Annotated in this window: 25 protein-coding genes; 21 read left to right on the forward strand and 4 right to left on the reverse strand. The window is 41.2% G+C overall.

Features of this window, described 5'->3' with window-relative positions:
• Window positions 1-187 precede the first annotated feature (187 nt).
• From NSS82_RS10765 to NSS82_RS10775, 3 genes are all read right to left on the reverse strand, one after another.
• Window positions 188-1,387: a tyrosine-type recombinase/integrase gene (locus NSS82_RS10765; RefSeq protein WP_256717366.1), complete on the reverse strand. Its 1,200-nt coding sequence runs from the start codon at window positions 1,385-1,387 to the stop codon at window positions 188-190.
• Window positions 1,388-1,405: 18 nt separating this feature from the next.
• Window positions 1,406-2,293: an ImmA/IrrE family metallo-endopeptidase gene (locus NSS82_RS10770; RefSeq protein ID WP_076316751.1), complete on the reverse strand. Its 888-nt coding sequence runs from the start codon at window positions 2,291-2,293 to the stop codon at window positions 1,406-1,408.
• Window positions 2,294-2,371: 78 nt separating this feature from the next.
• Window positions 2,372-2,782 (reverse strand): helix-turn-helix domain-containing protein, encoded by a 411-nt coding sequence (locus tag NSS82_RS10775; RefSeq protein ID WP_076316752.1) that lies wholly within the window; start codon window positions 2,780-2,782, stop codon window positions 2,372-2,374.
• A gap of 165 nt (window positions 2,783-2,947) precedes the next feature.
• Between NSS82_RS10775 and NSS82_RS10780 the strand changes: the two genes are divergently transcribed.
• The 19 genes from NSS82_RS10780 (at window position 2,948) to NSS82_RS10870 (ending at window position 14,289) form a co-directional block, all read left to right on the forward strand.
• On the forward strand, window positions 2,948-3,202 hold the full coding sequence (locus NSS82_RS10780; protein WP_076316753.1) for a helix-turn-helix domain-containing protein: 255 nt from the start codon (window positions 2,948-2,950) through the stop codon (window positions 3,200-3,202).
• On the forward strand, window positions 3,203-3,502 hold the full coding sequence (locus tag NSS82_RS10785; protein ID WP_081384393.1) for a hypothetical protein: 300 nt from the start codon (window positions 3,203-3,205) through the stop codon (window positions 3,500-3,502).
• A gap of 129 nt (window positions 3,503-3,631) precedes the next feature.
• Window positions 3,632-4,147, forward strand: a complete 516-nt coding sequence (locus NSS82_RS10790; RefSeq protein WP_076316754.1) for a helix-turn-helix domain-containing protein — start codon at window positions 3,632-3,634, stop codon at window positions 4,145-4,147.
• Window positions 4,148-4,156: 9 nt separating this feature from the next.
• Window positions 4,157-4,447, forward strand: a complete 291-nt coding sequence (locus NSS82_RS10795; RefSeq protein ID WP_076316755.1) for a hypothetical protein — start codon at window positions 4,157-4,159, stop codon at window positions 4,445-4,447.
• Window positions 4,444-4,716 carry a hypothetical protein gene (locus tag NSS82_RS10800; protein WP_076316756.1) on the forward strand — a complete coding sequence of 91 codons (273 nt, stop codon included), beginning with the start codon at window positions 4,444-4,446 and terminating at the stop codon, window positions 4,714-4,716. Before NSS82_RS10795 ends, NSS82_RS10800 begins: the two co-directional genes overlap by 4 nt.
• Window positions 4,717-4,831: 115 nt before the next feature.
• On the forward strand, window positions 4,832-5,137 hold the full coding sequence (locus tag NSS82_RS10805; RefSeq protein WP_036679401.1) for a hypothetical protein: 306 nt from the start codon (window positions 4,832-4,834) through the stop codon (window positions 5,135-5,137).
• Window positions 5,138-5,150: 13 nt separating this feature from the next.
• On the forward strand, window positions 5,151-5,339 hold the full coding sequence (locus NSS82_RS10810; protein WP_036679404.1) for a hypothetical protein: 189 nt from the start codon (window positions 5,151-5,153) through the stop codon (window positions 5,337-5,339).
• A gap of 19 nt (window positions 5,340-5,358) precedes the next feature.
• Window positions 5,359-6,285: a hypothetical protein gene (locus tag NSS82_RS10815; RefSeq protein ID WP_341109794.1), complete on the forward strand. Its 927-nt coding sequence runs from the start codon at window positions 5,359-5,361 to the stop codon at window positions 6,283-6,285.
• Window positions 6,263-6,616, forward strand: a complete 354-nt coding sequence (locus tag NSS82_RS10820; protein ID WP_076316759.1) for a hypothetical protein — start codon at window positions 6,263-6,265, stop codon at window positions 6,614-6,616. The genes NSS82_RS10815 and NSS82_RS10820 overlap by 23 nt, the downstream gene beginning before the upstream one ends.
• Complete coding sequence (gene dnaB, locus NSS82_RS10825; RefSeq protein WP_341109795.1) at window positions 6,579-7,949, forward strand: replicative DNA helicase; 1,371 nt, start codon at window positions 6,579-6,581, stop codon at window positions 7,947-7,949. The genes NSS82_RS10820 and dnaB overlap by 38 nt, the downstream gene beginning before the upstream one ends.
• Window positions 7,950-8,250: 301 nt before the next feature.
• On the forward strand, window positions 8,251-8,775 hold the full coding sequence (locus NSS82_RS10830) for a hypothetical protein (protein WP_341109796.1): 525 nt from the start codon (window positions 8,251-8,253) through the stop codon (window positions 8,773-8,775).
• Window positions 8,772-9,074 carry a hypothetical protein gene (locus NSS82_RS10835; RefSeq protein ID WP_076316763.1) on the forward strand — a complete coding sequence of 101 codons (303 nt, stop codon included), beginning with the start codon at window positions 8,772-8,774 and terminating at the stop codon, window positions 9,072-9,074. Before NSS82_RS10830 ends, NSS82_RS10835 begins: the two co-directional genes overlap by 4 nt.
• 2 nt (window positions 9,075-9,076) lie before the next feature.
• Window positions 9,077-9,286, forward strand: coding sequence for a hypothetical protein (locus tag NSS82_RS10840; RefSeq protein WP_076316764.1), 210 nt, complete (start codon window positions 9,077-9,079; stop codon window positions 9,284-9,286).
• 96 nt (window positions 9,287-9,382) lie between these two features.
• Window positions 9,383-9,760, forward strand: a complete 378-nt coding sequence (locus NSS82_RS10845; RefSeq protein ID WP_341109797.1) for a hypothetical protein — start codon at window positions 9,383-9,385, stop codon at window positions 9,758-9,760.
• Between the two features lie 962 nt (window positions 9,761-10,722).
• Window positions 10,723-11,604: an ATP-binding protein gene (locus NSS82_RS10850; protein ID WP_218640731.1), complete on the forward strand. Its 882-nt coding sequence runs from the start codon at window positions 10,723-10,725 to the stop codon at window positions 11,602-11,604.
• 9 nt (window positions 11,605-11,613) lie between these two features.
• Window positions 11,614-11,964 (forward strand): STAS-like domain-containing protein, encoded by a 351-nt coding sequence (locus NSS82_RS10855; RefSeq protein WP_076316767.1) that lies wholly within the window; start codon window positions 11,614-11,616, stop codon window positions 11,962-11,964.
• A 5-nt stretch (window positions 11,965-11,969) separates the two neighbouring features.
• Window positions 11,970-12,587 carry a hypothetical protein gene (locus NSS82_RS10860; RefSeq protein ID WP_076316768.1) on the forward strand — a complete coding sequence of 206 codons (618 nt, stop codon included), beginning with the start codon at window positions 11,970-11,972 and terminating at the stop codon, window positions 12,585-12,587.
• Window positions 12,588-13,121: 534 nt separating this feature from the next.
• The gene (locus NSS82_RS10865) at window positions 13,122-13,667 is read left to right on the forward strand and encodes a site-specific integrase (protein ID WP_076316769.1); all 546 of its coding nucleotides are present in this window, start codon (window positions 13,122-13,124) and stop codon (window positions 13,665-13,667) included.
• 274 nt (window positions 13,668-13,941) lie between these two features.
• Window positions 13,942-14,289, forward strand: a complete 348-nt coding sequence (locus NSS82_RS10870; RefSeq protein WP_341109798.1) for an HNH endonuclease — start codon at window positions 13,942-13,944, stop codon at window positions 14,287-14,289.
• Here the strand turns inward: NSS82_RS10870 and NSS82_RS10875 are convergent.
• Window positions 14,174-14,560 (reverse strand): hypothetical protein, encoded by a 387-nt coding sequence (locus NSS82_RS10875; RefSeq protein WP_341109921.1) that lies wholly within the window; start codon window positions 14,558-14,560, stop codon window positions 14,174-14,176. The genes NSS82_RS10870 and NSS82_RS10875 overlap by 116 nt on opposite strands.
• 160 nt (window positions 14,561-14,720) lie before the next feature.
• Here NSS82_RS10875 and NSS82_RS10880 point away from each other — a divergent pair, with 160 nt between their 5' ends.
• Both NSS82_RS10880 and NSS82_RS10885 read left to right on the forward strand, forming a co-directional pair.
• Window positions 14,721-15,335 carry a terminase gene (locus NSS82_RS10880; protein WP_341109799.1) on the forward strand — a complete coding sequence of 205 codons (615 nt, stop codon included), beginning with the start codon at window positions 14,721-14,723 and terminating at the stop codon, window positions 15,333-15,335.
• A complete protein-coding gene (locus NSS82_RS10885) occupies window positions 15,325-16,917 on the forward strand; it encodes a terminase large subunit (RefSeq protein ID WP_341109800.1) in 1,593 nt (530 codons plus the stop codon). Before NSS82_RS10880 ends, NSS82_RS10885 begins: the two co-directional genes overlap by 11 nt.
• The last annotated feature ends 24 nt before the right edge of the window (window positions 16,918-16,941 follow it).

Raw genomic sequence — 16,941 nt, forward strand, 5'->3', positions numbered from 1 at the left:
TGTGTAAGGAGAGTGAAATTCGAATCCGAAGCTTATGAATCGGTTGTACTGAGCCATTCTATCGTTGTATAATAGGTACAATTATACACTGAGGATTAATAAATTCTTTAAGATACTGGTATTTCTAACTATTTTATAAGTGAAATCATGTGATGAATAACGGATAAATAACATTTCTTGCAAAAAATTAAAAGTCCAGAACATTCCCGAACTTTATCTTTACCTTTTCTCCAGCACTCTGCTTCATTTTACTGGTGATATGAGTATATATCTTTAATGTCGTCTTTGGACTTTCATGACCGACTCTTTTCATAATGGTAGGCAAATCTACTCCGGCTTCAGTCAACATGCTAATGTGTGTGTGTCGAAATATATGAGGTGTAGCTGGCTTGGTGATGCTAGTCATTCTTAGTAATGTTTTCATTCTATCTAAGAATGCTTTTTGAGTATAAGGATATCCGTTAGAACGACAAAAAATAAAATCTCCATTATGAAAATCTGAATAATGCTTTTTATATTCTCTGTGAATTTCATTTTGCTTTACTTTAAATTTTAATAACATGTCAATAATGGATGGGTCTAAATCTATAGTCCGAACTGATCCTTTTGTTTTGGGAGGGGTTAATCGGTAATCTAGCATATTGTTATGAGGATTGTATAACGTTTTTGTGACTCTAATTTCATTTGTATCTTTGTTAAGATCACTCCACTTCAATACACTTGCCTCCCCTGGACGTAGACCGCTAAAAGCCATCAGATAGAAAAACTCCTTATCTCGTTCCTTTCCATGTTCACGAGCAGCCTTTAAAAATTCTTCCAGTTCATGTATTTCTAAATATTTATCTTCTAATTTATTTTTCTCTATATCCTCCACCGTTTGAACTTTGGACGGTATTACAACTCCCGTGCAAGGATTGTCCAATCTAAGTTTATTTTTGATCGCATACTTCATAATCTGATTAGCAGTACTATGTACACCTTCTATAGTGCTTCTTGTATAATTTTCATTGAATATTTTCTTAATCACTTTCTGGTAATAGGCATGAGTCACCTTTTCGACTACCAAATTAGCCATGTACTTATTCAGAATAGCTATCTGACTCTCTCGAATTCTAACGGTGCTTTCTTTAACCTCACCTAAAGCATATGTCTCTAGCCAGTCAAGAGCTATTGTCATGAATTTGGCTGATTTTGCTTTCTTTGCGTCTAGTCCAAACTTCAACGCCTCTACAGCGTCTTGAGCGCGCTTTGATGCTTCTCCTTTACTGTCTGCACGGCGAGAAACTTGTCGTCGCTCACCAGTAGACGGGTCTGTTGGTCCTTCCATGACACACAGCCATTTGTATCCTTGTTTATTTTTTGCGGGTATTTTCTTTAAGTACGCCAAGCAAAAACGCCTCCTTTACTAAAAATTTATAGCATCTTCTATAGCTTCCATAGGTAGATACAAACGCGAAACTGCTGTTCCGTGGCGCCAAGCTACCCTAGACAGGTTAATGGTTACATATCCTCTGCGGCTAGGAATGGAGAGATCTCCAGTGAGCACAGTTGCAAATTCTCGGGAGGTGTGTGAAGGTAAGTCGCAGCTTTCATAATTTCTATCAACCTCAACGTCTAGTGGTTTGTCCCAGTCGAATCCCTCAGGATGTTCGATGATGAGTATTTCTGGACGGGAACAATCTCCATCCCAATTGTAATATGCTTGGATGCGAGTTTCTGATCCAAATCCATAAGTTGAGTTATTAGAACCTTCAGTTGATTCACAGATAGTTTCTTCAGATGCAGAAATATATTTGAATGTGGACAAATATAGCCCCTGCCTTATTCGATCCTCAATTTGTTCAAATCTCTTCTTCGCAAAATTTAGTGGAACTTTAAATTCACGAGATAAATATCCAATTGCTTCGGCTCTATTTGAAGGAAGGCTTATTTTTTCGATCATAAAGAAAGGAATAGCAGCGTAAAAAATAAAACGATCTGCTTCAATCTCTTGTGCTTTTGTAAATTGTTCTGGCATCAATAATTGGTTTCCAGCATGTCGGAGTAAGTGACAGAGTTCATGAAAAAACTCAAGACGTTGTGATTCTTCCGAAAGGCGATTGTCAAGAAACATACTGTACACTCCATTAAAAACCTCGATTCCTTTGCTCTTCTTATTATGATAATGAATCCAAACATTGAATTTTTTTGCTAACAATTCAATAGATAAATGTGATGGTTCGATGATGTTATGGCTCTGATATAATTCAGAAATCTTTTTTTCAAGTGGGGGAGTTTGGTAGTTTTTAATCATGTTATTCTCCTTGTGTGCGATCATATGTTCTGATTTATATTAAAAAGAAAAGCCATTTCTGGCTAAAATTTCTTTTGGTCATTTTTCTCCTTGGACATCTCCAGGCTTACGGCCTTTCTCTTTATCCTGGAGTATCTTAAATATTTCCCGCATTTCTTCGCGTCGTTCTTCGGGGGCGCTTAAATAATCTCTAAAAAAGATACCATGTTCAGGGTTGTTAATGAAATCCTCAAACTTGGCTTGTTCTTTTTTTTCTAAATCACCGTTCTTCAGAGAAGATCCTTTATTGTTTGTTCTTCCAAGGATGTAATCGCCCGAAACATCAAAGAAATCTGCAAAGGAGTTTATTTCACTGTCTGCTACAGGACGTCTACCGGATTCTATTCTTGAAAGAACACTGTTGTTAATGCCGATTCGATTAGCAAGTTCGATTTGGCTTAAATTTCTTTCTTCTCTCAATTGTCTAATGCGATCTCCTGAAATCGACATCCCAGCCACCGCCCTTTATTTCTATTTTAGCAATATGATATTAACACTTTTCTAAAATAGAAAAAACATTTTTGCTAAAACAACAAAATATTATTGACATTGCTATTTTAGCAATGTATATTTAATGCAAGGCTTTGCTAAATCAGCAAAGAACGGAGGTGCAAGATGGGACATCTAAATCTATTATTTATAAAAAAACGCCGTCTAGAATTAAACTTATCACTTCAAGAAATGGCGGAGTCACTAGGTTTTAAAAATGCTTCAACATATATGAAATATGAGGAAGGTACTTACTCCTTTAAAGCCAACCACTTGCCGATTTTAGCAAATAAACTCGATGGAAAAATTGAAAATTTTTTTATTGATAACTTTGCTGAAATAGCAAAGTTAGAGCATTCCGCAACTAAGGAGGTTGTCTAAGTGGCCATTGTTCTTATTGAAACCAATGAACTTGAAAAAATCATTAACAAAGCTATCTCTACTGCTTTAGAAGGCCAAAGTAGCAATAACTTACCTCCACTTCTAACCAGACAACAATTCATGGAATTACTTGAGATAGGAGCAACGAAAGCCGCAGAACTTTTCAATCGGCCCGGATTCCCTGTCACACGGGAATTTGGTAATCCCCGAGTAATCACCCGCCTGCTTCTTCTGTGGGCAGAGGAAAACAGTGAATGGATGAGCCAGCATGCCAATGTAAGCTGGAAGTCAGCGATTTAAAACCCGCCGCGCCATAACGGTTGCGGCGGTTGAGGGAATGTGGGCAAGGGGAATTGCTTAATAAAAGCATACATCATTCCCTTGTCCAATAGCACCTAACTAATTTGGACAAATAAGGGGGCAATAAGTGTGGCAGTTGGACATTTTCCAGGAGCACTTCAAGAAGTGCTTAAAAGAACAGGCGATTCATATCAAAAGGCTGGACGAGCTGCACATGTTGACGGTTCGCAGATAGGGAAAATCATAAATGGTACTCGCAAGCCATCTAAACCAGTAATGCAGGCTGCGGTTAGACACTACGATGATATTCGGTTGATTATTGGCGCAGCAGAAGAGGTTACGGGTGGGGCATGTGTACCTTACTTAGATGGAGCTGACTTACATCCAAGTTCAACATACATAAAAACAATCGAGGAAATCCAAGAAGCATTACTGGCTTTGCAGTCAATTCCAATCACTAAGAGATTAGACCAGTTGACGCCTGCTGATCATGAGAACGTCAAAAATGGACTAATGGAGCAAATCGAAGCCATAACGGCACTTACACATAATGCAGCTGTCCTTTGTCGGAAATATGATATTTCTTACCTTGGATTATGGGCGGATCATCGGAATGAACTGAGACAAAAAAAATATATGAATTGAGGTTTTTTTATGAGAATCGAAGATTTGGAAGATCAAGCGCGGTTTGAAGCTAAGAACGCTAAGCGTAATCTGAAAATGATAAAACGCCAAGCAGAACATATTGATCCGATCAAGTTAAAACGAAATATTCGTTGGCTAGAAATGCTGATCTGGTTGCATGAATGTGAAATGCATCATGCTAAAGAACAGCATAAAAAAGCCCGCCTGGCACGGCGGACCTCATTGAGAACCCGATTAAAGTTTCTCGTTGCGTCTATTCTACGCGATGCCCCTCGTAAAAGCAAGGAGGGAACAGCTTGAGTGAACAAGACGAAATTCAATTTGCCAAAGCTCTTGCTGAATTGTATGTGAAACGCAGAAACGAGTGGTCATCTGCTATAGATCATGTACTGAAAACGGAGATTACCGCTGCGAACAATCAGGTCATGAGTTCTGTAGAAAATTTTTATCTTGCAGACAGGCAACAACAAAAAGCTTCGGGCAGGTGGAATCAGATTGTTGAAGTCGTAGAGTTTCTACCAATGAACATCAAAACACTCGTAATGCAAGAAATAGACAGGATCAAATGATGAAGGGCTTCGGCCCCTATCTTGGAATGTCGGACCTTAGAAATAACCTTCCTCCGTCCGGGATTCCAAGATGCGGCTGACGCATCACAATTTAATTTGAAAGGGGAATGGCATTATGATACCTGATCACTTACTTCAGGATCGTTACTGGCGGGGGCTGCTTCATATCTTTATGAATCATAACAAGCTTAAACAATTATTGTCGAAACCGGAATTTGTTGATTTTGAAGAACTTACTGTCCACGTGGATGAATTGATTAAAGCTTCAAAAGGTTGGAGTCCTTCCGAGAGATTTATGCTCACATGTGCTCTTCATTTGTTCAATGGCATCAACAAAATTGATCTTTCACAGGCAGACCGTTTAGATGACAAGAGTACAGCAATCCTGCGAGAAGCTCTGCAACTTCGCTTAGCGAGATAAGGAGGCGATTGATATGCTTCTTGTTCTCAAGGGTGATACAGTCCTAACAAGCTGTGGCCTGTCCGGTGAGGTACTGGATATATGGGGCATTGCCCGACCTTGGGCTAAGCTTCGAAAGGACAATGGAGAATTAGCATTCATCCTGCGTACGAATGTCACAGAAATTATAAATCGCCCCAAACCGAAGAAGGGAAAACGATGATTATAACAGAGGTGAGCTTATGCCAACAGATAGCTTTCCTTTTCCGATCTTCTCCGGGTTATTTTCGCCGCAACACTACGAAAAAATAGGATCGGCGATATGGCTATTCGCTTGGTGTGTTAGCTCCACGACTAAGGAAGTCGAAGAGGACGGAACTGTTTGGGGACTTGTCCTGGGTGGCAAGCCGATGAAGCTTTCTGAAATCGGTGAGAACTTTGGGGTTACCGATAAAAGCATCAGCAGATGGATTAGTGACCTCCAGAACCATGGTTACATCCATATCACTAGAGCACCCCGGGGTTTGATCATAAAGGTTAGAAAGTCCAAGAAAGGCATATTGAAGAGATCAGACATTTTTGTCTCATCATTAAATAATGATCAGACAAAAATGTCCGATCAGAGCGTAAGTGATCAGACAAAAATGTCCGATCATGAAGCAATTTTAACGAGTGATCAGACAATATTGTCCGATGCAAAAGATATTAAAGATCTTATTACTACTACTACTATTTTAGAAAATGAGTTTTCAGAAGAAATTAGCCCAGATCCTAAAACGGACGGGATGATCGCAATTTTAAATGCTTATTGCAAATTGCATGATAAATTCGACATTCACGTCTCCACAAATGATCGCGAAGCCATGGGTAAGATGGTCGCCGCAGGGATGCCAGTACCCTTTACCATCACAACTATGGAGAGCCAATACAAGGCAAAGCGAAAACGTGAGGGAGAAGATTTCGAGCAGCCAAACAGTTTTACTTATTACGTGAAAGGCTTGAAATCAGCATGGCGGAACGCTAACAAGACTACGAAGCCTAAAGCGTCAATAACCCAAACACTACTGCCAGCCCCGCCGCAGCGACTAACCAAGCAGCAGCAAGAGCTTGCAGACCTTAAACGTCGAGCAAAGGAGGCAAAGCAGCTTGAGGAGAGCACAAGTTATTGATCTACTCATTAAGCTCAAGGAAGAATACGCACATCAGATTGATACCAGCGATACTGAAATAGACCGGCTCCACGAGAACCTTAAAGATTTCCCGTTTGACGTAGCCTGTAAAAACGTGGAGCAGCACATGCTTACAAATCCGTGGCCGCCGAAGATTGCGCAGATCCGTGGAGGTGTGGGTGATTTACGAGATCAGCGAAAAGCCAAGGATCAGACAGCGGAGTATTTTGCAGAAAGGGACAAGGCTCAAGCTGCTGCTAAACCTATACCCGCCGGATGGAAGGAAGAACTTTATGCGCGACTTAAATCGGGAACAGCCGCACGACATTGAAGCCGAATGGTCTATCCTTGGAGCGATCATGATTGATAACACGGGAGAAGCGATAGATAAGGCGATTTCTATAGCGCCGGAAGTATTCTATGATCCGATGAACCGGACAATCTTCTCAGGAATGGTGGATCTTCACAATGCCGGTGAAGAAATTGATATTCGCTCTCTTACAGGGATAATGCTTCAGCGTAAGAGCCTAGATAAGGTTGGCGGCGTTCATCATCTTACCCGTATAGCCCGTTCTTCTCCAACAGCAGCGAATATCGAATATTTCATTGGCATCATAAATAGCAAATTCACCTTACGTCAAGCCCTGAAGGATGCTCATGCACTCATTGATATGGTGTATGAAAGCGAGGATGCCGATAGTGTCGTGTCCTACGCTCTCACCAAGTCAGCCGCGCTTTCTGATCAGTCTGTCTCAAAGCAAGATTTTAAATCCACCAGAGTAATCGGAATGGCGCTGATTGATACGATCGAGCAGCGTGTCAGCAACCGACTCAGTGGAACCATTAGCGGGAGAGAGACCGGATTTGTGGATTTGGATAAGCTGACAGGTGGATTTCAAAAGCAGGATCTAATTATAGTGGCAGCTCGTCCATCCGTTGGTAAAACGGCATTTGCCTTAAATATTGCTCAAAATGCGGCTGCGATATCGGATGATCCGATTGCAGTGTTCAGCTTAGAAATGTCAGAGCAGCAGCTCATGCAGCGCATGGTCTGTGCTGAGGTTAACCTCGACGCTAATGACCTGAGAATGGGCGATATCACTAGTGACGATGATTGGGGCAAGTTGACTATTGGTATTTCTTCTCTTGCAGACAAGAACATTTTCATTGCTGACGATCCAGTTGTCACCGTTCATGATATTCGAGCCAAGTGTCGCCGTTTGAAAAGAGAACAAGGTCTTGGAATGATCATTATTGATTACTTGCAGCTGATCCAGGGAAGTAGTGGAAAACGCGGGGAAAATCGTCAACAAGAGGTTTCAGAAATTTCCCGAGTGTTGAAACAGATTGCCCGTGAATTGGATGTGCCAGTTATCGCGTTGTCTCAGCTCAGTCGGAATGTTGAACAGCGCCAGGATAAACGTCCGATTATGAGTGATCTTCGTGAATCAGGCTCAATTGAACAGGATGCCGATATTGTCGCTTTCCTTTATCGGGATGATTATTACAACCAGGAATCCGAGAAGAAAAACATTATCGAAATCATCATATCTAAGCAGCGTAATGGCCCTACTGGAACGGTTGAACTTCTGTTCCTCAAGAATTTTAATAAGTTCGTGAATTACGAACGGGCGCATGCCAATAACTTGCCGCAGCCAGCCTGAGAATATAGAAAGCCGGGCATTGGTGCAGAGTAGAACAAACTATGAAGGAAGGTGCGATTTTATGAAATATGTAATATACGTGGAAGGGCTAAGCGAATTTTACAGGGGAAACACATACACTCACCAAGGGGAGACATTCCCCGCAGGGTGTATATTATCTGAGGCTAAACGCTATTCTTCTAAAAAACGTGCAGAAAATACTGTGACGGTACTAGAAAGAAAGTGTGATGATAAATTTTGCGTACATGAAATTGAAGAATGATGCACAGTACGAGGACACGGTGAAGGAGTGAAACGATAAATGTCTTATAGATATTACATTTCCCCTGAAGACTATGAAAGGGCAGCCCGAAACGGTATCAAACGCGGGACGCTAGAATGGCGGGTTCGAGTTGCTGCTTGGGGTATAGAACAGGCAGTTCGAACACCTCCACGGAAATTGAGTAATCACTCGAAATGGATTGAGATTGCGGCTAAGAATGGTATCCCGTATCAAAATTTCATTAATCGTGTAAGTGCAAAATGGACGCCAGAACGCGCGGCTACTCAACCGCTGTTGACTAATGAGAAGCGTGCTGAACAGATGAAGAAGCAGAACCCTGTAAAACGGATTTATCCAGAAGAATTGATCAAGCAGGCAGTTAGTAACGGAGTTTCTCGAAACACATTTTATCAGCGAGTTCGCAACGGATGGAATTGGGAAAGAGCAGCAACAGAACAACTTGTCTCTCCTCAGGAAAGTGGACGCAGAGGGACAAGAACAGTACGTCAGAGATACGGCAATATTAACGCTCTAATATTTATAAAAAAGAGGATTACGTCATGAGCACATTATCCCCAATCCATCCACAAGCCGTGAATATGATCAATAAGGCTCTTAACGAGGTAATGCGCAGAGGCAGCAAGATTGAGCGGATGCAGTTACATGTTAGCCCACGATCTGAATTGACTCAGCGTCAAATAATAAAAACAGCATTCGGAGTTTTACGGGTTCATCCAGGCGATTTCATCCCGAAAGGCTATTCTTATCTGCTTGAAGATCCAGGCGGAGATAAGAGAGGATTTGCTTGGGTATCAATACCTAAAGATGCGAGGATAATGGAGAATCGGCAAAAGGAGGCGTAGAAGTGATCATCAAAACAGTGAAAAATATTAATTTGCCAGCCGGTAGTATTGTTTCAGGAGTGTCATTCCGGGCGCAGCGTGAAAAGAATGGGTACAGCATAACATTTGGAGAATTTAAAGGTCATTACATTCCAGCATCATCAGCAATCATCATCAGCGATATTGTTCTCGACGAAGATGGAAAAATGCCTCGTGGATCTAGATATGCATAGACAGGAAAAGACTCCCTAATCCTTGGCGGGGGCTGGGAGTCAAATGGAGTAACTAATACCTCAACCCATTATAACTGATAAAGGGGATTGAGGGGAATGGCAATGGTGTGGGGACAAGGGGAATTGTTTCCTAGTGCAAGTGCGGTAGATGTTGAAATAACAAAAGTATTGCTTCGCAAATATCCAAAAATGGAAATAACCATCAACGGATTGAAGTTAAGGGATTCGCTTACCGCTAAAGAAAAATCCACACTTAAAAAGTGGGACCCGATAATTAATAATATTGAGTTGGCGATTCATGCCATTTTGGATTTAGAAATTAAAGAGATTATGGAATACCGGTTCATTGATCGAAACCCAAGAAAAGCCGCCTTAGTAAAGTGGTCGATTTTTACCGAACGATCATTTGATAGGAAAATCCAAGAAGGGACAGAATCGGTAGCTGGCACCCTTAAGATGCTCGGTATTATCTAAAACTTGTCTGTAATCTGTCTGGAAAACGTCTGTTTCGGGTCAGGTTTACGACGGGCAAAAAATGCTTGTGAAATTCTATAGTAGGGACATAGGGAAGAAGTTATTCCCGGGTGTCCCTGCTGCCCCTTATCGCCGCAGGACTCGTCAGAGCTGAGCGGTGATGATGCCTGTTGCAATAGCAACGATATTAGTGGCGGAACTGATAGCACAAGTAGCAAGTAGATGGTGCGGCGGTCTGTTACGGGGGATGAGAGTTATAGTACCACTCTCAACGCGCTCCACCCGGGCGCGGTATATTGGCATAGGGGATGTTAGTCGGCAATACCGTCCGTCACCATGCAAGTACGGGTATTTATAATATGGCCTCATGGAACATAAGGGTTCGATTCCCTTCAAGGCCATAACGGATAAGCAGATAACAAGGTCGCTCATTGATGGGCGGCTTCTTTATTTTATCTGAAGGGAGTGAGTGAAATGGAGATCAGGTGTCTCCGAGAACCACCGGAGAAGCAGCAGCCATCTAAGTGTAAAGGATGTGTCTGGGGCCGCTGGGAGGCGTCGGTTCAGTTCTGTTCAAAGCCCTTGGGTTGTATTAAGTATGCATCGGTAAGGGTCAAATGAACTTTGTTAAGCCGATTCGTGACCCGATAACGGTTGGAAATAAGTAAACAACTGTTGTACATGTTTTGCTATTGATAAGTTAGAAGAGCAACGATAGTTGATCATCTCAAGCCTCATAATGGTGATAAGGTTCTGTTCAGGGATCGGATGAACTGTCAAGCGCTCTGCAAAGCATGTGATAATTGCAAAGATTGTTCGTGAAGATGGGGAATTTGGAGGGGATTTGTATTAAATATTTTTCGGATTTAAAGAATTAGGGTAATGGTAATGAATAGATAACATTGGCTTGAGAAATAGTAAATGTTATAATCTTCTTAATGTTCTGCATTAGGGGGAGTATATTGAAGGTCATTTACGTTCCTACAGTCAATGAAGATAGTCGTTCTTACGAAACTCTTTTCCATTTATGGAGACAGTTTCGACACTCTGAATCAGATATAATTCTCAATTTCTCTTATTGTTCTTTCTTGAGACAAAATGGAGTTGCCTTCATCGGGGGACTGATTCGATTGATTCAAAGTAGAGGTTTTAAGGTGGACTTTGATTTAACCTCACTAAAAAGTGGGGTGAGAACTAATCTGGAGCAAAACGGTTTTATGAGTCATTTTAATTTAGTTCCTTACTCTCCTTGGGAGGGAAACTCGGTACCCTATCGTGAAGACACAACGCAAGTTGCGGAATCTTATCTAGAATACTTAAAAAATCGTTGGCTTGGGCGAGGTTGGTTAAATGTCAGTCCAGCACTTAAAAATCTTATTGTAGGAAACGTTTTTGAAATTTTTATTAATTCCTTTGATCATGGTCACTCTCCAGTAGGGTTAATTACTTGTGGACAACGTTATCCTTCATTCTCACAATTAAAATTAACCTTAGTTGATTTTGGAGAAGGTATTCCGAATTCAGTACGGAATTATAAGAATAACGAGAACATTGAAGCTTCAGATGCGATGGAATGGGCCTTCAAAAGGGGAAACTCGACAAAAATTGGACTGAATGATTCACCGAGAGGACTGGGATTAGACTTATTAAAAAGTTTTGTGAAGATGAATGAAGGACAATTGGAAATATTCAGTCATGAAGGTCATGCTTTTATTAGTGAGGATGAAGAAATTTATGATGAGATCGATTCTTTTTTTGGAGGTACACTCGTAAACATAACATTGAAAACTGATGAATCTTATTACTGTTTGGCTTCAGAAGTTGACAATGATTCATTATTTTAGGAGGTAACCATGGAATATAAAATTCAAGATATTATCGGAGAAAACTGCATAACTAGAGAAGATGGAGAAAAGTTATACAACTTGATATTCCATGATCTTAAAGATGGGAATAAAGTTACATTAGATTTTATTAATATTGGTGTGTTCACCTCTCCTTTCTTTAATACAGCAATTGGTCCTTTGTTTAGGGATTTTAGTAGAGAGGATTTAAGGGATCATTTGATATTCGAGAACTTAAATTCTGTCGGCAGAAATCTGGTGAAAATAGTTATTGAAAATTCTTCAAAATATTTTTCGGATGAGCAATATAGAAGAGTTCATGATAATATCCTCAGTCAACATGATGATGAGGAGGAATAGAATTTATGAGTGTAAATTACATAATAGAAGCAGATGTTATTGATATTAGAGTTGATCAGCCGAAGCCAGACGATATTTTTTTGGTTGACACAAATGTGTGGTACTGGCTTACATATTCTAGAGCAAGTATTGCGCCTACTCCCCCAAAAAGTCATCAAACAAGCCACTATCCTAATTACATTGCCAAAGCAATGAGTGCAGGATCAAAATTACTATGGAGTGGGCTATCTTTATCGGAGTTAGCCCACATTATTGAGAAGACTGAACGTGAGATATTTAGTCAAACAATAAGCTCGAAAGCTTTTCGACACAATCATAGTAGTGAAAGAGCAAATGTCATTAGTGAAATACAATCAGTTTGGGGACAAGTAAAGAGTATGGCTAATCCATTAGAAAATTTCAATATTGATAACCTGAGAACAGATGAAGCATTGAGCAGGATATGTTCATCTAAACTAGACGGTTATGATGCATTTATTGTTAACTCATTGCTTAATGAAGGCATAGTCAAAGTAATTACAGATGATGGTGATTATACTACTGTTCCAGGGTTACAAGTGTATACTGCTAATTATAATGTTATACGTTCATCAACTACACAAGGAAAAGTAATGGCTAGATAAATGATTTATTTGAAGATAATACACTACTAGAACGTCACTTCTAAGACGTTCTTTTTTGTTTTTTACCACTGGCAGATTATGGGAATATTGTTGAGCCATTAGAGAACGCATAGGACTCAAATGCGTAGCAGATCCCTGAAATAAAGTTTATGAGTGTAGGGGGTTTGCTGGAATTGAGAGGTTTGATCATATGTGCTGTGGAATATAAAGGTGTGGGAAACCCTGATGAACTGAACATATTATGACCGTATATTGACTGTAAGTTGAACACCGTATGACAGGTTTTCCTTGATACTTGGTAATGTAGAAATTTGAAGGGGAAAACATAATTATCTGAAGGTCGCTCATACCAGGGCGACTTTTTTGTTTTTCTTATGGAGGAATAGTAATGAAAAGGATAAAGAGTTTAAAGGAACCACCGACTTCTAAGCAGCTCTTTAAATGCAAAGGGTATATATGGGTAGTATGGGAGGCGACTGTTCAATTCTGTTCTAAGCCGATCGGATGTGTGAGGGCAGACGGTGGTGAGGGCGAGTGAACTTTGTTCAGCCGATACGCGACCAAGAAACGATTGATGAAATCAAGGGATTCCTCAAAGGTCAATCCGATCGGAATCACCTAATGTTTGTTTTTGGAATTAATACTGGCCTGCGCATTCAGGACATATTGAAGCTAAGGGTTAGAGACGTTAGTGGAGATCAGATTGTAATGACGGAAATGAAAACAAAGAAACGGAAGTTCATTCAGATCAACCCAACGTTGAAACGAGATATCAAGAAATATACGGCTGTTATGGATAAAGACGATTATTTGTTTCCATCAAGGCAAGGTGGTAAAAACAAGCCAATCAAACGAGACATGGCTTATAAGGTGATGCGGAAGGCTGCTGATGAATTTGGTTTAGTGGACATAGGCACGCACACGCTGCGGAAAACCTTTGGTTATCACATGTACCAAAAGACCAAGGATATTACACTTGTTCAAAATCTGCTGAACCATTCAGATAAGAGTATCACAATGAGGTACATCGGTATGGATCAAGATATGATGAACAATGCAATGAATCGTTTTGGCCTATAAGTTATTCATATTTAGCGAGTATATAACTGATCATTGGGAAGTGTTCATAATCCCTTATTTGTCAAGGGATAGCAGCAGCTCAGTGAGTTATGCTCTCTAATAAGATATGAGGAACTGGTATTCTATGCAAAGTATGCAATTTTACAAGTGTTTATAATGATTATCTATTAAATAGCAGCAGAAAAAAGCCCTTTTAAATGAGGGTGTTTTGAAGGGTAAACTCCAATTCATCCGTTGAATATTTATACATTGGTGTTTTAAGGAGGTTGAATCAATGCCAAGCAAGCCTAAACGCCCCTGTGGAAAGCCTGGCTGCCGTGAATTGGTCAGTGATTCATACTGCGATAAGCACAGGAAAGCTCGGGAGCAGCGACGTGGAACGTCAGCCAGTAGAGGCTATGGACACAAGTGGAGGAAGGAACGACTGGAGTATTTGGAGCAGCATCCGGTATGCGTGATTTGCAAGGCTGCTGGAGTGATAGAGGCTGCGACTGTGGTCGATCATATCATTCCGCATAAGGGCGACGATAAGCTGTTCTGGCGCAGGAGTAACTGGCAACCGTTGTGTGCTTCACACCATAGCCAGAAGACGGTAAGAGAGGATGGTGGCTTTGGGAATTAAAAAAAGCCACTCTAATGAGTGGCGTAACATTTGGTCCCTGGTCACTGGTATTAAAACTATGCAGTCCACCTACACCAACTCCCCCACAAGCGACCAGGGATAAGGTAATTACGGAAATGCTCATAAGCATCAATCCTTTCTTCGGTAGAAGCATCCAAAGGGCGGCAATCGCTGCACTGATAATTCCAGCCACTAAAGTAGCGGAGTACCAGTTAGCGATGAGCTTGAGCAGTAGCACGGAGAGTACAGGAATCGAACCTGTTCCAGTCAAAACCAAAGTTACATCCTTATCTTACAATATAGCGTGTTCGAGAATCAAGGGAAGGGGGGCGGTCCAAAAAACTTTAAAACTGCTCCCTAATAGACCGCATCGGACATTAACGCAAATTTTTTTCGTTTTTTGAAACTTTTTAGAAATTGGAGGTGCCCTCATGGCAGGGAGAAACGCCAAACCGGTTGCTCTGCACATTGCAGAGGGCAACCCAAATCGTTTGACCAGGGAAGAGATTAAGCAGCGGGAAGAATCCGAGCTAAAGCTTGGGCAAAGTGATTTGAAGAAGTTGAAAAAGCCCAAGTACATTTCTCAGGATAAGATCGCTAATAAGCTTTGGGGCGAGTTGATTAAAGAGTATCAGGAATCAGCTAAACAAGGAGTTGCGTTATTAACCAGTTCTGACGTTGGGACATTTGCATTGTACTGTAAGACGTACAGTGAGTATGAAAACCTTCTTGACCAGTACCAACGCTTGGAGAACATCGTTATTGATGAACACATTCTGGATGAGTACATTGGAGCGGCTGAGGCTGAACAGGAAGTGAATTTAAAGGCGCTTCGATATCTTTCGCAATTAGCTAGTTTAGAGGGGATATTGAAGGTTGAGACTGCGATCAATAAAAAGGTGGATATGCTTCTTAAATTGCAGGACCGCCTATTCCTTAATCCACTGGCTAAAATCAAAAATGTGGCGATGCCAAAGAAAGATGATAAAAAATCCTCCGCAATGGCCCAATTCTTGAATAGAAGAGCTGGCGGCCATGGCACATGATGAGCAACGTGCGCTTGAACCGATTGAGTTTATTCAAATGCTCCATGCAGTTGACGATTTCTATGGTCAACCGTTTATACTGCTTGACTGGCAGTATGACATTCTTCGGAATGTTTATGGTACGGTAACCGAGCGCGGTTATCGGCAATACCAATACGCTTATTTGGAAATCCCAAAGAAGAATGGGAAAACAAGTCTTATCGCGGCCGTTTCTCTTTATCATCTCGTTTGTGATCCACCAGGTGGACAGATTTACTGCTGCGCAGCTGATAAGGAACAGGCCAAGTTGGTTTACAAAGCTGCTGCCGCAATGATCGAGCAGGAACCCGAGTTTGAAGGTATTTTAAAGGTACTGGATAGTTCCAAAGAAATTAGAAACTTGATTACTGGAACCGTCATGAAGGTTCTTTCAGCTGAAGCTTTTACCAAACACGGGATTAATCCTACTGTTGTTATATTCGACGAGCTTCATGCCCAGCCAAACCGCGATTTATGGGATGTTATGACCTTTGGTGCAGGAGCTGCCCGTAAAGAACCACTTTGGTGGGTAATAACTACAGCTGGAGATGATCCAGATAGAGGCTCTATTGGTTGGGAACAGCACGAATATGCAAAACAAATCCGAGATGGTGAGAAAGAGGACCCATCTTGGTATGTGAAAATATACGGAATTCCTGAAGATGGCGAGGATGAGAACGGGAATAAGATTGATATCTTTGATGAAAATCTTTGGTATGAAGTTAATCCAAGCCTGGGTCATACGATTGACATAGAAGCCGTGAGAAAAGAGGCGCTAACTGCTCGAAATAAGGAGTCGGCAGAGCGCCTTTTTCGTTGGCTGCGGCTTAATCAATGGATCTCATTAAAGAAAACAGGTTGGCAACCGCTCACTTTATGGGACAAGACGGGCGGAGAGTGGGATTTATCAGAACTTGATGGTAAACGATGCTATCCAGGGATTGACTTGTCCAGTACAACGGATATTACAGCGGTCTGTTATTTGTTCCCACCACAGGAGGGAGTTCCAGACTGGAGGGTGGTTTTTAACGCTTGGATTCCGGAAGACAACATGAAAGAGCGGGTCAGACGAGACAAAGTTTCCTATGATAGATGGGTCAAACAGGGATATCTCCTTACCACACCAGGTGATGTCGTGGATTATGACTTTGTTGAGACGAGGTTGCTAGCAGCTAACGAACAATATGCTGTTCAGACACTTGGTACGGACCCTTGGAACAGTCGAATGCTTGCCCAAAGACTTATGCGTGGCGGTGTTGATGTGCTCGAAATTCCTCAAGATATGAAACACATGAGTCCTGCCATGAAGATGATTGAACAACTCATGAAGCGTGGGCTTATGAGTCATGAAATCAATCCAGTTGCACGATGGTGTTGGGGAAATATTGTTGTAGCTATGGATGGTAACGAGAATATTAAACCTATGAAGAACAAGTCAAAAGAACGTATTGACCTCATTGTGGCCATGATTAATGCGATGGCAACCGCCATGTTGTTTGAAGAAATTGATTTGGGTGTTGAAGAGTTTGCGGAAGATGATTTCTTGAAGAAATTATGGGGTTAAAACTCCGAGGGAGGGGGGGAATGT

The organism is Paenibacillus sp. FSL H7-0735 (assembly GCF_038008505.1).
In the GTDB taxonomy this organism is placed as follows: domain Bacteria; phylum Bacillota; class Bacilli; order Paenibacillales; family Paenibacillaceae; genus Paenibacillus_AQ; species Paenibacillus_AQ odorifer.

Coding starts and splice junctions, on each gene's coding strand:
- NSS82_RS10770 (WP_076316751.1), bottom strand. CDS start 2,293: ATGATTAAAAACTACCAAACTCCCCCACTTGAAAAAAAGATTTCTGAA.
- NSS82_RS10775 (WP_076316752.1), bottom strand. CDS start 2,782: ATGTCGATTTCAGGAGATCGCATTAGACAATTGAGAGAAGAAAGAAAT.
- NSS82_RS10780 (WP_076316753.1), top strand. CDS start 2,948: ATGGGACATCTAAATCTATTATTTATAAAAAAACGCCGTCTAGAATTA.
- NSS82_RS10795 (WP_076316755.1), top strand. CDS start 4,157: ATGAGAATCGAAGATTTGGAAGATCAAGCGCGGTTTGAAGCTAAGAAC.
- NSS82_RS10805 (WP_036679401.1), top strand. CDS start 4,832: ATGATACCTGATCACTTACTTCAGGATCGTTACTGGCGGGGGCTGCTT.
- NSS82_RS10810 (WP_036679404.1), top strand. CDS start 5,151: ATGCTTCTTGTTCTCAAGGGTGATACAGTCCTAACAAGCTGTGGCCTG.
- NSS82_RS10815 (WP_341109794.1), top strand. CDS start 5,359: ATGCCAACAGATAGCTTTCCTTTTCCGATCTTCTCCGGGTTATTTTCG.
- dnaB (WP_341109795.1), top strand. CDS start 6,579: ATGCGCGACTTAAATCGGGAACAGCCGCACGACATTGAAGCCGAATGG.
- NSS82_RS10830 (WP_341109796.1), top strand. CDS start 8,251: ATGTCTTATAGATATTACATTTCCCCTGAAGACTATGAAAGGGCAGCC.
- NSS82_RS10835 (WP_076316763.1), top strand. CDS start 8,772: ATGAGCACATTATCCCCAATCCATCCACAAGCCGTGAATATGATCAAT.
- NSS82_RS10845 (WP_341109797.1), top strand. CDS start 9,383: ATGGCAATGGTGTGGGGACAAGGGGAATTGTTTCCTAGTGCAAGTGCG.
- NSS82_RS10855 (WP_076316767.1), top strand. CDS start 11,614: ATGGAATATAAAATTCAAGATATTATCGGAGAAAACTGCATAACTAGA.
- NSS82_RS10860 (WP_076316768.1), top strand. CDS start 11,970: ATGAGTGTAAATTACATAATAGAAGCAGATGTTATTGATATTAGAGTT.
- NSS82_RS10870 (WP_341109798.1), top strand. CDS start 13,942: ATGCCAAGCAAGCCTAAACGCCCCTGTGGAAAGCCTGGCTGCCGTGAA.
- NSS82_RS10880 (WP_341109799.1), top strand. CDS start 14,721: ATGGCAGGGAGAAACGCCAAACCGGTTGCTCTGCACATTGCAGAGGGC.
- NSS82_RS10885 (WP_341109800.1), top strand. CDS start 15,325: ATGGCACATGATGAGCAACGTGCGCTTGAACCGATTGAGTTTATTCAA.